This is a genomic window from Pseudomonas sp. 32A (genome assembly GCF_052682255.1).
Map to the genome: position 1 here is coordinate 2731587 of NZ_JBQYLY010000001.1, position 15209 is coordinate 2746795.

Genomic DNA, 15209 nt, shown 5'->3' on the forward strand with positions numbered 1-15209 from the left:
GATAGCTTTCGGTGTTTGTGAGTATCTCGAACTTTCGGTTCGTTTCGTCTTCACACACCGCAATCTGGTGCTCTTTCGCTTTTCAGCTCGAAGCCTGCAAATTGCTTGGGTGTTATATGGTCAAGCCTCACGGGCAATTAGTATTGGTTAGCTCAACGCCTCACAGCGCTTACACACCCAACCTATCAACGTCGTAGTCTTCGACGGCCCTTCAGGGAACTCAAGGTTCCAGTGAGATCTCATCTTGAGGCTAGTTTCCCGCTTAGATGCTTTCAGCGGTTATCTATTCCGAACATAGCTACCCGGCAATGCCACTGGCGTGACAACCGGAACACCAGAGGTTCGTCCACTCCGGTCCTCTCGTACTAGGAGCAGCCCCTCTCAAATCTCAAACGTCCACGGCAGATAGGGACCGAACTGTCTCACGACGTTCTAAACCCAGCTCGCGTACCACTTTAAATGGCGAACAGCCATACCCTTGGGACCGGCTTCAGCCCCAGGATGTGATGAGCCGACATCGAGGTGCCAAACACCGCCGTCGATATGAACTCTTGGGCGGTATCAGCCTGTTATCCCCGGAGTACCTTTTATCCGTTGAGCGATGGCCCTTCCATACAGAACCACCGGATCACTAAGACCTACTTTCGTACCTGCTCGACGTGTCTGTCTCGCAGTCAAGCGCGCTTTTGCCTTTATACTCTACGACCGATTTCCGACCGGTCTGAGCGCACCTTCGTACTCCTCCGTTACTCTTTAGGAGGAGACCGCCCCAGTCAAACTACCCACCATACACTGTCCTCGATCCGGATAACGGACCTGAGTTAGAACCTCAAAGTTGCCAGGGTGGTATTTCAAGGTTGGCTCCACGCGAACTGGCGTCCACGCTTCAAAGCCTCCCACCTATCCTACACAAGCAAATTCAAAGTCCAGTGCAAAGCTATAGTAAAGGTTCACGGGGTCTTTCCGTCTAGCCGCGGATACACTGCATCTTCACAGCGATTTCAATTTCACTGAGTCTCGGGTGGAGACAGCGCCGCCATCGTTACGCCATTCGTGCAGGTCGGAACTTACCCGACAAGGAATTTCGCTACCTTAGGACCGTTATAGTTACGGCCGCCGTTTACCGGGGCTTCGATCAAGAGCTTCGCGTTAGCTAACCCCATCAATTAACCTTCCGGCACCGGGCAGGCGTCACACCCTATACGTCCACTTTCGTGTTTGCAGAGTGCTGTGTTTTTAATAAACAGTCGCAGCGGCCTGGTATCTTCGACCGGCATGAGCTTACGGAGCAAGTCCTTCACCCTCACCGGCGCACCTTCTCCCGAAGTTACGGTGCCATTTTGCCTAGTTCCTTCACCCGAGTTCTCTCAAGCGCCTTGGTATTCTCTACCCAACCACCTGTGTCGGTTTGGGGTACGGTTCCTGGTTACCTGAAGCTTAGAAGCTTTTCTTGGAAGCATGGCATCAACCACTTCGTTAACTAAAAGTTAACTCGTCATCAGCTCTCGGCCTTAGAATCCCGGATTTACCTAAGATTCCAGCCTACCACCTTAAACTTGGACAACCAACGCCAAGCTGGCCTAGCCTTCTCCGTCCCTCCATCGCAATAACCAGAAGTACAGGAATATTAACCTGTTTTCCATCGACTACGCTTTTCAGCCTCGCCTTAGGGACCGACTAACCCTGCGTCGATTAACGTTGCGCAGGAAACCTTGGTCTTTCGGCGTGGGTGTTTTTCACACCCATTATCGTTACTCATGTCAGCATTCGCACTTCTGATACCTCCAGCAAGCTTCTCAACTCACCTTCACAGGCTTACAGAACGCTCCTCTACCGCATCATCCGAAGATGATACCCGTAGCTTCGGTGTATGGTTTGAGCCCCGTTACATCTTCCGCGCAGGCCGACTCGACTAGTGAGCTATTACGCTTTCTTTAAAGGGTGGCTGCTTCTAAGCCAACCTCCTAGCTGTCTAAGCCTTCCCACATCGTTTCCCACTTAACCATAACTTTGGGACCTTAGCTGACGGTCTGGGTTGTTTCCCTTTTCACGACGGACGTTAGCACCCGCCGTGTGTCTCCCATGCTCGGCACTTGTAGGTATTCGGAGTTTGCATCGGTTTGGTAAGTCGGGATGACCCCCTAGCCGAAACAGTGCTCTACCCCCTACAGTGATACATGAGGCGCTACCTAAATAGCTTTCGAGGAGAACCAGCTATCTCCGAGCTTGATTAGCCTTTCACTCCGATCCACAGGTCATCCGCTAACTTTTCAACGGTAGTCGGTTCGGTCCTCCAGTTAGTGTTACCCAACCTTCAACCTGCCCATGGATAGATCGCCCGGTTTCGGGTCTATTCCCAGCGACTAGACGCCCTATTAAGACTCGCTTTCGCTACGCCTCCCCTATTCGGTTAAGCTCGCCACTGAAAATAAGTCGCTGACCCATTATACAAAAGGTACGCAGTCACAGAACAAAGTCTGCTCCCACTGCTTGTACGCATACGGTTTCAGGATCTATTTCACTCCCCTCTCCGGGGTTCTTTTCGCCTTTCCCTCACGGTACTAGTTCACTATCGGTCAGTCAGTAGTATTTAGCCTTGGAGGATGGTCCCCCCATATTCAGACAAAGTTTCTCGTGCTCCGTCCTACTCGATTTCATGACTAAGAGATTTTCGCGTACAGGGCTATCACCCACTATGGCCGCACTTTCCAGAGCGTTCCGCTAATCTCAAAGCCACTTAAGGGCTAGTCCCCGTTCGCTCGCCACTACTAAGGGAATCTCGGTTGATTTCTTTTCCTCAGGGTACTTAGATGTTTCAGTTCCCCTGGTTCGCTCCATACACCTATGTATTCAGTGTAAGGTAACCATCTTATGATGGCTGGGTTCCCCCATTCAGACATCTCCGGATCAAAGTCTGTTTGCCGACTCCCCGAAGCTTTTCGCAGGCTACCACGTCTTTCATCGCCTCTGACTGCCAAGGCATCCACCGTATGCGCTTCTTCACTTGACCATATAACCCCAAGCAATCTGGTTATACTGTGAAGACGACATTCGCCGAAAATTCGATTCTTGCTCATAAAGAGCAACTCACAAATTTTACCTTAGCCTGATCCGTTACCAGTGAAAGTAACGCTCAGTCTATCTTTCTATCACATACCCAAATTTTTAAAGAACGATCTAATCAAAGACTAGAAATCAACATTCACCATCATAACAATGGAATGCTCATTTCTAAGCTTTCATAACGTAGAAGCAGTAGTGGTGGAGCCAAACGGGATCGAACCGTTGACCTCCTGCGTGCAAGGCAGGCGCTCTCCCAGCTGAGCTATGGCCCCGTATTTCTACAGGCGTTTCCCACACAAAATTGGTGGGTCTGGGCAGATTCGAACTGCCGACCTCACCCTTATCAGGGGTGCGCTCTAACCAACTGAGCTACAGACCCAATTTCGGGCTGCTTCTTATCGTCTTCTTCAATGAATCAAGCAATTCGTGTGGGAACTTATGGAGCAGCTGATGTCGTCGATTAAGGAGGTGATCCAGCCGCAGGTTCCCCTACGGCTACCTTGTTACGACTTCACCCCAGTCATGAATCACACCGTGGTAACCGTCCTCCCGAAGGTTAGACTAGCTACTTCTGGTGCAACCCACTCCCATGGTGTGACGGGCGGTGTGTACAAGGCCCGGGAACGTATTCACCGCGACATTCTGATTCGCGATTACTAGCGATTCCGACTTCACGCAGTCGAGTTGCAGACTGCGATCCGGACTACGATCGGTTTTCTGGGATTAGCTCCACCTCGCGGCTTGGCAACCCTCTGTACCGACCATTGTAGCACGTGTGTAGCCCAGGCCGTAAGGGCCATGATGACTTGACGTCATCCCCACCTTCCTCCGGTTTGTCACCGGCAGTCTCCTTAGAGTGCCCACCATTACGTGCTGGTAACTAAGGACAAGGGTTGCGCTCGTTACGGGACTTAACCCAACATCTCACGACACGAGCTGACGACAGCCATGCAGCACCTGTCTCAATGTTCCCGAAGGCACCAATCTATCTCTAGAAAGTTCATTGGATGTCAAGGCCTGGTAAGGTTCTTCGCGTTGCTTCGAATTAAACCACATGCTCCACCGCTTGTGCGGGCCCCCGTCAATTCATTTGAGTTTTAACCTTGCGGCCGTACTCCCCAGGCGGTCAACTTAATGCGTTAGCTGCGCCACTAAGAGCTCAAGGCTCCCAACGGCTAGTTGACATCGTTTACGGCGTGGACTACCAGGGTATCTAATCCTGTTTGCTCCCCACGCTTTCGCACCTCAGTGTCAGTATCAGTCCAGGTGGTCGCCTTCGCCACTGGTGTTCCTTCCTATATCTACGCATTTCACCGCTACACAGGAAATTCCACCACCCTCTACCATACTCTAGCTCGTCAGTTTTGAATGCAGTTCCCAGGTTGAGCCCGGGGATTTCACATCCAACTTAACGAACCACCTACGCGCGCTTTACGCCCAGTAATTCCGATTAACGCTTGCACCCTCTGTATTACCGCGGCTGCTGGCACAGAGTTAGCCGGTGCTTATTCTGTCGGTAACGTCAAAACAGCAAAGTATTAATTTACTGCCCTTCCTCCCAACTTAAAGTGCTTTACAATCCGAAGACCTTCTTCACACACGCGGCATGGCTGGATCAGGCTTTCGCCCATTGTCCAATATTCCCCACTGCTGCCTCCCGTAGGAGTCTGGACCGTGTCTCAGTTCCAGTGTGACTGATCATCCTCTCAGACCAGTTACGGATCGTCGCCTTGGTGAGCCATTACCCCACCAACTAGCTAATCCGACCTAGGCTCATCTGATAGCGCAAGGCCCGAAGGTCCCCTGCTTTCTCCCGTAGGACGTATGCGGTATTAGCGTCCGTTTCCGAACGTTATCCCCCACTACCAGGCAGATTCCTAGGCATTACTCACCCGTCCGCCGCTCTCAAGAGAAGCAAGCTTCTCTCTACCGCTCGACTTGCATGTGTTAGGCCTGCCGCCAGCGTTCAATCTGAGCCATGATCAAACTCTTCAGTTCAAACATCTTTGGGTTTTTAAGAAACCCTAAACTTGGCTCAGCAATCGTTGGTTACATCTTTGATTTCTCGCGGAGTAACTTGTGATGCTGATAATCTTGTTGACTATCAGTCTGACTCCACAAGCACCCACACGAATTGCTTGATTCAGTTGTTAAAGAGCGGTTGGTTAAGATCTTTCGTCTCAACCGAGGCGCGCATTCTACAGCAGCCCCTGTTGCTGTCAAGCGGTTTTTTTAAGAAGTTTTCAAAGTTTCCTTTGTAACTTCAACCACTTGCGCTTCCGATCTCTCGTTAGCGGGAGGCGAATTCTACAGCGTTACACGCTGCTGTCAACACCTCTTTTTCTCCGCTTTCGACCGAGAAGATCGAACCGTTAATAGAGCTAAACAACACTGCCTTACTAACTCCTTCTGGGCCTCGATGATCTGAAGCAGCTCGCTGTCGAAACCTACATAACCCTTTGTTTACCAAGGAGTTTTCCGTTTCGACTGCGCCGGAAGTGGGGCGAATTATAGACTTCCAGAATCTGCCGTCAACCCTTAATTCAGGATTTCTATCAAATAGACAATTTTGACTAAAAACCGACCAATTCCCCCTCTATAAAGAGGGCCACAGAAGCCCTCTATAGAGAGAAGCTTCAGATGACCCCAGCCTCCCTTAACGCCGACACACTCGCCGGCGTCAAACCGAGCACTTGCTGCAGCACCTGATAAGTATGCTCACCCAATAGAGGAGGCGCACTGCGGTATTCAACAGGCGTCTTGGACAAGCGCATAGGACTAGCCACCTGGGGCACCACCCCCGCCAACGCATGAGGCAACTGCATTGCTAACCCGCGCGCCTTTACCTGAGGATCGGCAAACACCTGTGCCAGGTCATTGATAGGGCCGCATGGCACACCTACTCGCTCCAACTGGGCCACCCATTCAGCAGTGGTCTTGAACACGGTAGCCTGACGAATCAACGGGATCAGCGTCGCCCTATTGGCCACTCGCAGCTTATTAGTGGCAAACCGAGGATCATCCGCCCACTGGGGCTGCCCAGCCACCTCGGCAAACTTACGGAACTGCCCATCGTTACCCACAGTGAGAATGAAGTCGCCATCCGCCGTAGGAAAATCCTGATACGGCACGATATTCGGATGAGCGTTACCCAAACGCTTGGGAGAGACTCCCGTCGTCAGGTAGTTCATCGCCTGATTGGCCAGACAAGCCACCTGTACATCCAGCAGCGCCATATCGATATGCTGACCACCGCCGTCATGATCCCGGTGAGCCATGGCAGCCAGAATCGCGACCGTTGAATAGAGCCCCGTAAGGATATCCGTCAGCGCTACACCCACCTTGACCGGCCCTGCGCCATCTTCACCCTCCGGACGACCAGTCAGACTCATCAGCCCGCCAAGCCCCTGGATCATGAAGTCGTAGCCCGCCCGTGTCGCATAGGGCCCGGTCTGACCAAACCCGGTAATAGAGCAGTAGATCAACTCCGGATTGATCTCCTTGAGCGACTCATAGTCCAACCCATAGGTGGCCAAGCCCCCCACCTTAAAATTCTCGATCAGAATGTCGGACTTTGCCGCCAGGTCACGCACCAGCTTCTGACCTTCCGGCCGCGTGAAGTCGATCGTCACCGACTCCTTATTGCGATTGGCCGACAGGTAATACGCCGCCTCTGTGGTGTTCTCCCCATAGGCATCTTTAAGGAAGGGCGGCCCCCAGGCACGAGTATCGTCGCCGTTGCCGGGCCGCTCGACCTTGATCACTTCAGCGCCAAGGTCCGCCAGTATCTGCCCGGCCCATGGGCCCGCCAGCACTCGCGACAAATCCAGTACCCGCAGGTGCGATAGCGCGCCCATGGTCGTCCTCCTATTAATAGAACGCCTGAATACCGGTTTGCGCGCGCCCCAGGATCAGCGCATGCACGTCGTGGGTGCCCTCATAGGTGTTTACCACCTCAAGGTTGACCAAGTGACGGGCGATGCCGAACTCATCGGAGATGCCATTCCCACCGAGCATGTCACGCGCCATCCGGGCAATGTCGAGGGACTTACCACACGAGTTGCGCTTCATGATCGAGGTGATTTCCACAGCCGCAGTGCCTTCATCCTTCATACGACCCAACCGCAGGCAACCTTGAAGGGCGAGGGTGATCTCAGTCTGCATGTCTGCCAGCTTCTTCTGGATCAACTGGGTAGCCGCCAATGGTCGCCCGAACTGCTGACGATCAAGGGTGTACTGACGCGCGGTATGCCAGCAGAACTCCGCAGCGCCCAGCGCCCCCCACGAGATCCCATAGCGTGCCGAGTTAAGGCAAGTGAACGGTCCTTTCAGGCCACGCACATCCGGGAAGATGTTTTCTTCAGGCACAAACACGTTGTCCATGACGATTTCACCGGTGATCGACGCGCGCAGCCCGACCTTACCGTGAATCGCCGGAGCACTCAGGCCTTTCCAACCCTTCTCCAGAACGAAGCCACGGATGTCGCCAGCGTCGTCCTTACCCCACACCACGAACACATCGGCAATCGGGCTGTTGGTGATCCACATCTTGCTGCCGGTGAGGCTGTAGCCGCCATCCACCTTACGCGCACGAGTAATCATCGCGCCCGGGTCGGAACCATGGTTAGGCTCGGTCAGACCAAAGCAGCCAATCCATTCGCCAGAGGCCAGTTTTGGCAGGTATTTCTGCTTTTGCGCTTCGGTGCCGAACTCATTGATAGGCACCATCACCAGCGAGGACTGCACACTCATCATCGAACGGTAGCCGGAGTCCACACGCTCGACCTCACGTGCGATCAGGCCATAGCTGACGTAGTTCAAGCCGCTGCCACCGTACTGCTCTGGAATCATCGCCCCCAGCAGGCCGGTCTCACCCATCTCGCGGAAGATCGCAGGGTCCGTCTTTTCGTGGCGGAAGGCTTCGAGCACACGCGGCGCCAGCTTGTCCTGAGCGAACCGCTCGGCACTGTCGCGCACCATGCGTTCTTCTTCGGTGAGCTGTGAATCCAGCAGCAGTGGATCGATCCAGTTGAAGCTTGCCTTACCGCCCATGAGTGAGTCCTCGCGAAATAAATCAAAAGTCGTGCATGGAGCCTAGGCCGGGCAGGCGAAGAGGGCAAACGAGGTTTTTGCATAGCCTTGTGCTAATTTCTCACTCCGTAACATCCATAAGCGTTATAGATGCTCTTTACTTGTGAGACTACGGTACATGCGCAGAAAGATTCCCAGCACCACAGCTCTGGTCAGTTTTGAAGCAGCAGCCCGCCACGAGAGCTTTACCAAGGCTGCGCAGGAGCTTTCAATCACCCAAGGCGCAATCTGCCGACAGATCGCCAGCCTCGAGGAATTTTTGAGTGTCGAGCTGTTTCGGCGCTCGCGCCGCGGCGTAAAACTGACAGAAGCCGGGCTTTCCTACAGCCGCCGGGTGGCTACACAGCTGGACGCGGTCGAGCGCGACACCTTGTCGGTCATGGGCCAGCAGGGCACCAACGTTATCGAACTGGCGGTGGTCCCAACGTTCGGCACCCAATGGCTGATCCCGCGCCTCAAGGACTTCCAGCGCCAACACCCCGAAGTCACCGTCAACCTCACCAACCGCACACGACCTTTCCTGTTCGCCGATACGGAGTTTGATGCCGCGATCTACTTTGGCGATGCCGACTGGTCCGGTACCGAATCCCACAAACTGATGGGAGAAAACCCACTCCCAGTGTGCAGCCCTCGCTTGCTGGGTGAGCGCATGCACTTCACCGCGCAGGAGATCGCCGAACTGCCTCTTCTGCAGCAAACCACACGACCCTACGCCTGGCGCCAGTGGTTCAACGCGCAACAGCTGGACATACCCCGCGACATGACAGGGCCGCGTTACGAGCTATTCTCCATGTTGTCCCAGGCAGCCATACACGACATGGGCATTGCACTGATCCCACCGTTCCTTATTCAGAGAGAACTGAGCGAAGGGCACCTGGTGATTGCCAGCCCTCAGAAATTGGCCAGCTCAAAGGCTTACTACCTGATGATTCCCGAGAGGAAAGTCGAATCTGCTTCTCTCCACGCATTCAGAGACTGGCTGATTGATCAGTCACAACGCTATAACCCCAACATTTAAAGGGGAACGGCAATTAACTGACCCTGTAGTCAAATAATAAAAATACCTACATATGTATATATATGTCGCAATTTAGAAGACCGTACCTTTTATCCATAAATAAGCCTTCAGGCCATGTTTATATTGGCCTGTAGCCATAAAGCTCCAGCGATACACAGCCATTCACATCGGTCATTGAAAAAGGCTCTGGCTTCAGCTTAATCCCTTTAACCACCTGTATTTTAAGGCTTTATAACCAAGCGTTGCGACAATCGGTCACGGGGTGACTTGTAGTTAATTTTTCGTCACCCGTCATAATCTCTTGAAGGCCGTAAAGTTCGCCTGCAAAATGCCGCGCCCCGCTGTGTTTCAGCGGGATCGTGCTGATCGGCCGCCCAGATGTGCCTCTTGCGGTGCACTGGCCTTTTTACAAAATCAATGCAAAAAGATCATGCAGGAGATTTGACGTGCACATTGGTGTTCCTCTCGAAACCCAGACCGGTGAAACGCGGGTGGCTGCCACCCCGGAAACCATCAAGAAGCTGATCGGCCAGGGCCACAAGGTCACTGTGCAAAGCGGGGCAGGCATCAATGCCAGTGTCGTCGACAGTGCCTATGAAGCGGCAGGCGCAACCATTGGCAACGCCAGTGATGCATTCGGCGCCGAGTTGATCCTCAAGGTGGTCGCCCCCAATGACAGCGAACTGACGCTGATCAAAAGCGGCGCCGTGCTGGTGGGCATGCTCAATCCGTTCAGCAACGAAACCATTACCCGGCTGGCCGAGCATGGCGTCACGGCCTTTGCTCTTGAGGCCGCGCCGCGTACCTCCCGCGCGCAGAGCCTGGATGTGCTGTCTTCCCAAGCCAACATCGCCGGCTACAAGGCTGTATTGCTCGCCGCCCATCACTACCCGCGCTTTATGCCAATGCTGATGACCGCAGCCGGTACGGTGAAAGCCGCCCGCGTGTTGATTCTCGGCGCAGGCGTAGCGGGACTGCAGGCGATCGCTACTGCAAAACGTCTGGGCGCAGTCATCGAAGCGTCCGACGTGCGTCCGGCCGTAAAGGAACAGATCGAATCCCTGGGCGCCAAGTTCGTCGACGTGCCCTACGAAACCGACGAAGAGCGTGAATGCGCCGTCGGTGTTGGCGGCTACGCACGCCCGATGCCAACAAGCTGGATGCAACGTCAGGCCCTGGCCGTGCATGAGCGCGCCAAGCAGGCCGACATCGTCATCACCACCGCATTGATCCCGGGCCGCAAGGCACCGACCCTGCTCAGCGCCGAGACCGTCGCACAGATGAAGCCAGGATCGGTGGTCATCGACCTCGCCGCAGCCCAAGGCGGTAACTGCCCGCTGACCGTGGCAGACCAGGTGGTCGTGGAAAACGGCGTGACCATCTGCGGCCCGACCAACCTGGCAGGCGCCGTCGCAGCCGACGCCTCAGCGCTGTACGCACGCAACCTGCTGGACTTCCTGAAGCTGGTCTTCACCAAGGAAGGGCAGTTTGAAATCAACCTCGAAGACGACATCGTCGCCGCGTGCCTGATGTGCCGCGACGGCCAAGTCATCCGCAAAAACGCCTAAGCAGGGATTCAGACGATGGAAGAGCTTATCTCCCCCGGTATCTACAACCTGATCATCTTCGTGCTGGCGATTTATGTCGGTTATCACGTGGTCTGGAACGTCACCCCGGCCTTGCATACCCCGCTGATGGCCGTGACCAACGCGATTTCGGCGATCGTGATCGTCGGCGCCATGCTGGCAGCCGCACTCACCGTGACACCGCTGGGCAAGACCATGGGCACCCTGGCCGTAGCCCTCGCGGCGGTCAACGTGTTCGGTGGCTTCCTGGTTACCCGCAGGATGCTTGAGATGTTCAAGAAGAAAGCCCCGAAAGTGAAAGAAGAGGCGCCATCGTCATGAGCATGAATCTGGTCACGACGCTCTACCTGATCGCGTCGATCTGCTTTATCCAGGCCCTCAAGGGCTTGTCACACCCAACCACTTCGCGGCGCGGCAACCTGTTCGGCATGCTCGGCATGGCACTGGCGGTGCTCACCACTGTGGGCCTCATCTATAAGCTCGGCGCCGAGCTGGCGACTGCCGGCATCGGCTACGTCATCGTTGGCCTGCTGGTCGGCGGCACCGCTGGCTCAATCATGGCCAAGCGCGTGGAAATGACCAAGATGCCGGAGCTGGTGGCGTTCATGCACAGCATGATCGGCCTGGCTGCGGTGTTTATTGCGATTGCCGCCGTAGTCGAGCCGCAATCCTTGGGCATCGTCAAACACCTGGGGGATTCGATCCCTGCCGGCAACCGCCTGGAGTTGTTCCTCGGCGCAGCCATCGGCGCAATTACCTTCTCCGGCTCGGTCATCGCCTTCGGCAAGCTGTCGGGCAAGTACAAGTTCCGCCTGTTCCAGGGCGCACCGGTACAGTTCGGCGGTCAGCATAAGCTTAACCTGGTGTTGGGCCTGTTGACGCTGGGCCTGGGCCTGGCCTTCATGTTCACCGGCAACCTCAGCGCCTTCGCCTTGATGCTGGCCCTGGCGTTCGTGCTGGGCGTGCTGATCATCATCCCGATTGGCGGCGCCGATATGCCGGTGGTCGTCTCGATGCTCAACAGCTACTCCGGCTGGGCAGCGGCGGGTATCGGCTTCTCGCTGAACAACTCGATGCTGATCATCGCCGGCTCGCTGGTGGGTTCAAGCGGCGCGATCCTGTCGTACATCATGTGCAAGGCGATGAACCGCTCCTTCTTTAATGTGCTGCTCGGCGGTTTCGGCAATACGGCAGACGCCGCCGGCCCGGCCGGTTCGAAAGAAGCGCGCCCGGTGAAGTCCGGTTCGGCTGACGACGCGACCTTCCTGCTGACCAACGCCGACACCGTGATCATCGTCCCGGGCTACGGCCTGGCGGTAGCACGGGCACAACATGCGCTGAAAGAGCTGACCGAGAAACTGACTCACCGCGGCGTGACCGTGAAGTACGCGATCCACCCGGTTGCCGGGCGCATGCCTGGCCACATGAACGTGCTGCTGGCCGAGGCAGAAGTGCCTTACGACCAGGTGTTCGAGATGGAAGACATCAACTCCGAGTTCGGCCAGGCCGACGTGGTGCTGGTACTTGGCGCCAACGACGTGGTCAACCCGGCCGCCAAGAACGATCCAAAATCGCCCATTGCGGGCATGCCGATCCTCGAAGCGTTCAAGGCCAAGACCATCATCGTCAACAAGCGCTCGATGGCCAGCGGCTATGCCGGCCTGGACAACGAACTGTTCTACCTGGACAAGACCATGATGGTCTTCGGCGATGCCAAGAAGGTCATCGAAGACATGGTCAAGGCCGTCGAATAAACACTGCGCCAGCGCAATACCCAAAACCCTGGCCTTTAGTAGGCTGGGGTTTTTTATTGTGGATAGAAACCGACAAAAGGCTCTAAATCGCTGCCTGGCATTCGACCATGGTAGCGGGACGAAACTTTTTGAAATCACTAGACTGCGCATCTTGCTTCCGTAGCCCGAGATAACAATCCATGTACCGTGATCGTATCCGCTTGCCTTCGTTGTTGAACAAGGTCATGAGCGCGGCTGACGCTGCCGCACTGATCCAGGACGGCATGACCGTCGGCATGAGCGGCTTCACCCGCGCCGGTGAAGCCAAGGCCGTGCCGCACGCCTTGGCCGAACGCGCCAAGACATCACCGCTGAAAATCACTCTGATGACCGGCGCCAGCCTGGGCAACGACCTGGACAAGCAACTGACCGAAGCCGGCGTACTGTCGCGACGCATGCCATTCCAGGTGGACAGCACGCTGCGCAAGGCGATCAACGCCGGCGAAGTGATGTTTATCGACCAGCACCTGTCCGAAACCGTCGAGCAACTGCGCAACAATCAGCTCAAGCTGCCAGACATTGCGGTGATCGAGGCCGTGGCAATCACCGAGCAGGGCCATATTGTTCCGACCACTTCTGTGGGTAACTCCGCCAGTTTCGCGATTTTCGCCAAGCAGGTGATCGTCGAGATCAACATGGCGCATAACCCGAACCTGGAAGGTCTGCACGACATCTATATCCCTAGCTATCGCCCGACCCGTACGCCAATTCCGTTGGTGGCCGTGGACGACCGTATCGGCAGCACCGCGATCCCGATCCCGCCGGAGAAGATCGTCGCCATCGTCATCACTAACCAATCGGACTCGGCCTCCACCGTGACGCCGCCCGACAGCGACACCCAGTCGATCGCCAATCACCTGATCAACTTCCTTAAAGAAGAAGTGGACGCCGGGCGCATGACCAACAAGCTCGGTCCGCTGCAGGCCGGCATCGGCAACATCGCCAACGCGGTGATGTGTGGCCTGATCGAGTCGCCGTTCGAAGACCTGACGATGTATTCGGAAGTTCTGCAGGACTCCACGTTCGACCTGATCGACGCCGGCAAACTCAGCTTCGCCTCCGGTAGCTCGATCACGTTGTCGGAGCGTCGCAACGCCGACGTGTTCGGCAACCTGGAACGCTATAAAGGGAAACTGGTGCTGCGGCCTCAGGAAATCTCCAACCACCCGGAAGTGGTGCGGCGCCTGGGTATCATTGGTATCAACACCGCACTGGAGTTCGACATCTACGGCAACGTCAACTCCACCCATGTCTGCGGCACGCGGATGATGAACGGGATTGGCGGCTCGGGCGACTTTGCGCGTAACGCGCACCTGGCGATCTTTGTCACCAAGTCAATCGCCAAGGCTGGCGCGATTTCCAGCGTGGTGCCGATGGTCAGCCATGTGGATCATACCGAGCATGACGTCGACATCCTCGTGACCGAGGTCGGCCTGGCAGATCTGCGGGGCCTGGCGCCGCGGGAGCGGGCTCGGGTCATCATCGACAACTGCGTGCACCCGGCGTACCGCGATGCCCTGAACACGTACTTCACCCAAGCCTGTGCTCTAGGCGGGCACACCCCGCATATCCTGCGAGAAGCCCTGAGTTGGCACATCAACCTGGAAGAAACCGGGCATATGCTGAAGGCGTGATTGATACAGATTCGGACTGATGCAAACACAGTTTCATCAGTCCGGGTTTCCAAACCCAATTTTTATAAAAAACTGTACTGCTGTACCGGTCATTTCCTACCGTAAAATCCTACTCACACCTCAAAAATCACCTAAAACGCACCATTAAAGTGCTCATAGGTACAGTTGCCCCAATTTCGTACAGTACAGCCTCTATAAACAGTTAACTGGCCCCTCACAATACAGGTGAACTGTATCTAGAGAGTCTTGCGCCGGAGGAGGATCATTGGCATCAGTTAAACCACTACCTAATCCCGCCACAAGCGGAAGGATGTCATCATGGAACGTACACTCAGTTCCGATCTGTTCTTCGAAGAAAAAGCTGTAAACACCCAGGCTTCCCTGCCTCTGCGCGTTCTCGCCAACCTGATGTTGTGGCAGCGCCGCATCTCCAGCCGCCATCAACTGGCTCGTCTGGATTCGCGTTTGCTGGCTGACGCCGGTATCAGCGAAGCACAACGCTACGAAGAGCTGAGCAAGCCGTTCTGGCGCTAATTAGCGTCCGCTGGCCCTGACCCACCGGGTCCACCGCCAGCACTCCGAATTGTTGAAGCAAAACCCGCCCCGGGTAACCGGAGGCGGGTTTTGTGGTTTCTGGGGTTTGGATTTTCAAGGGCGAAAACAGTAGGCTCTCATACAGACAGGTACAGTTGAAAAAACATAACAATTAAGCAGTACAATTAAGCATTGGTGTATCTGTACCGGTAATACCTTCCGGCCCAACATGGTGTTCCAGAACCCCATGAAAGGCGCTCGTCATGACTACCCAAATTCAGCAACGCCCTCTGTTGATACGGCTACTCAAGCGCACGACCGCAGCGCTCGACGGCTGGGGGCAACGTACCCGCACACGCAGGCTGCTGGCTCAACTGGATCCACGGGAATTATCTGACGCGGGAATCAGTCACGGGGACCGAGCATCTGAGCTGTCCAAATCGTTCTGGAGCGAGTAATCAGCTCAGGTGGCTATCCGAACAGATAAACG

General features: G+C 55.4%; 9 protein-coding genes, 2 tRNA genes and 2 rRNA genes. 7 read left to right on the top strand and 6 right to left on the bottom strand.

From position 1 onward, the window contains the following. Nucleotides 1-116: 116 nt before the first annotated feature. From ACUN0G_RS12390 to ACUN0G_RS12415, 6 genes are all read right to left on the bottom strand, one after another. A 23S ribosomal RNA gene (locus ACUN0G_RS12390) occupies nucleotides 117-3010 on the bottom strand. A 249-nt stretch (nucleotides 3011-3259) separates the two neighbouring features. Then, nucleotides 3260-3335: transfer RNA gene (locus ACUN0G_RS12395), tRNA-Ala, on the bottom strand. A gap of 30 nt (nucleotides 3336-3365) precedes the next feature. Beyond that, nucleotides 3366-3442, bottom strand: a tRNA-Ile gene (locus tag ACUN0G_RS12400). A gap of 82 nt (nucleotides 3443-3524) precedes the next feature. Then, nucleotides 3525-5061, bottom strand: a 16S ribosomal RNA gene (locus ACUN0G_RS12405). The 16S and 23S rRNA genes sit together here with 2 tRNA genes alongside, the layout of an rRNA operon. 638 nt (nucleotides 5062-5699) lie before the next feature. After that, entirely contained in the window at nucleotides 5700-6920 is a 1221-nt protein-coding gene (locus tag ACUN0G_RS12410; protein ID WP_445573556.1) for a CaiB/BaiF CoA transferase family protein, read from the bottom strand. Nucleotides 6921-6933: 13 nt separating this feature from the next. Then, on the bottom strand, nucleotides 6934-8115 hold the full coding sequence (locus ACUN0G_RS12415) for an acyl-CoA dehydrogenase (RefSeq protein ID WP_445573557.1): 1182 nt from the start codon (nucleotides 8113-8115) through the stop codon (nucleotides 6934-6936). Between the two features lie 157 nt (nucleotides 8116-8272). Between ACUN0G_RS12415 and ACUN0G_RS12420 the strand changes: the two genes are divergently transcribed. The 7 genes from ACUN0G_RS12420 to ACUN0G_RS12450 all read left to right on the top strand — a co-directional run bounded on the left by ACUN0G_RS12420 (nucleotide 8273) and on the right by ACUN0G_RS12450 (nucleotide 15177). After that, on the top strand, nucleotides 8273-9172 hold the full coding sequence (locus tag ACUN0G_RS12420; protein WP_445573558.1) for a LysR family transcriptional regulator: 900 nt from the start codon (nucleotides 8273-8275) through the stop codon (nucleotides 9170-9172). A gap of 446 nt (nucleotides 9173-9618) precedes the next feature. Continuing rightward, nucleotides 9619-10740, top strand: a complete 1122-nt coding sequence (locus tag ACUN0G_RS12425; protein ID WP_421525450.1) for a Re/Si-specific NAD(P)(+) transhydrogenase subunit alpha — start codon at nucleotides 9619-9621, stop codon at nucleotides 10738-10740. 15 nt (nucleotides 10741-10755) lie between these two features. Further along, a complete protein-coding gene (locus ACUN0G_RS12430; RefSeq protein WP_003170836.1) occupies nucleotides 10756-11079 on the top strand; it encodes an NAD(P) transhydrogenase subunit alpha in 324 nt (107 codons plus the stop codon). Continuing rightward, nucleotides 11076-12512 carry an NAD(P)(+) transhydrogenase (Re/Si-specific) subunit beta gene (locus ACUN0G_RS12435; RefSeq protein ID WP_003214748.1) on the top strand — a complete coding sequence of 479 codons (1437 nt, stop codon included), beginning with the start codon at nucleotides 11076-11078 and terminating at the stop codon, nucleotides 12510-12512. Before ACUN0G_RS12430 ends, ACUN0G_RS12435 begins: the two co-directional genes overlap by 4 nt. Nucleotides 12513-12691: 179 nt before the next feature. Next, nucleotides 12692-14185, top strand: a complete 1494-nt coding sequence (locus ACUN0G_RS12440; RefSeq protein ID WP_445573559.1) for an acetyl-CoA hydrolase/transferase family protein — start codon at nucleotides 12692-12694, stop codon at nucleotides 14183-14185. Nucleotides 14186-14503: 318 nt separating this feature from the next. Beyond that, on the top strand, nucleotides 14504-14719 hold the full coding sequence (locus ACUN0G_RS12445; RefSeq protein WP_003214752.1) for a DUF1127 domain-containing protein: 216 nt from the start codon (nucleotides 14504-14506) through the stop codon (nucleotides 14717-14719). A gap of 263 nt (nucleotides 14720-14982) precedes the next feature. Continuing rightward, the gene (locus tag ACUN0G_RS12450) at nucleotides 14983-15177 is read left to right on the top strand and encodes a DUF1127 domain-containing protein (RefSeq protein WP_445573560.1); all 195 of its coding nucleotides are present in this window, start codon (nucleotides 14983-14985) and stop codon (nucleotides 15175-15177) included. Nucleotides 15178-15209 lie beyond the last annotated feature (32 nt).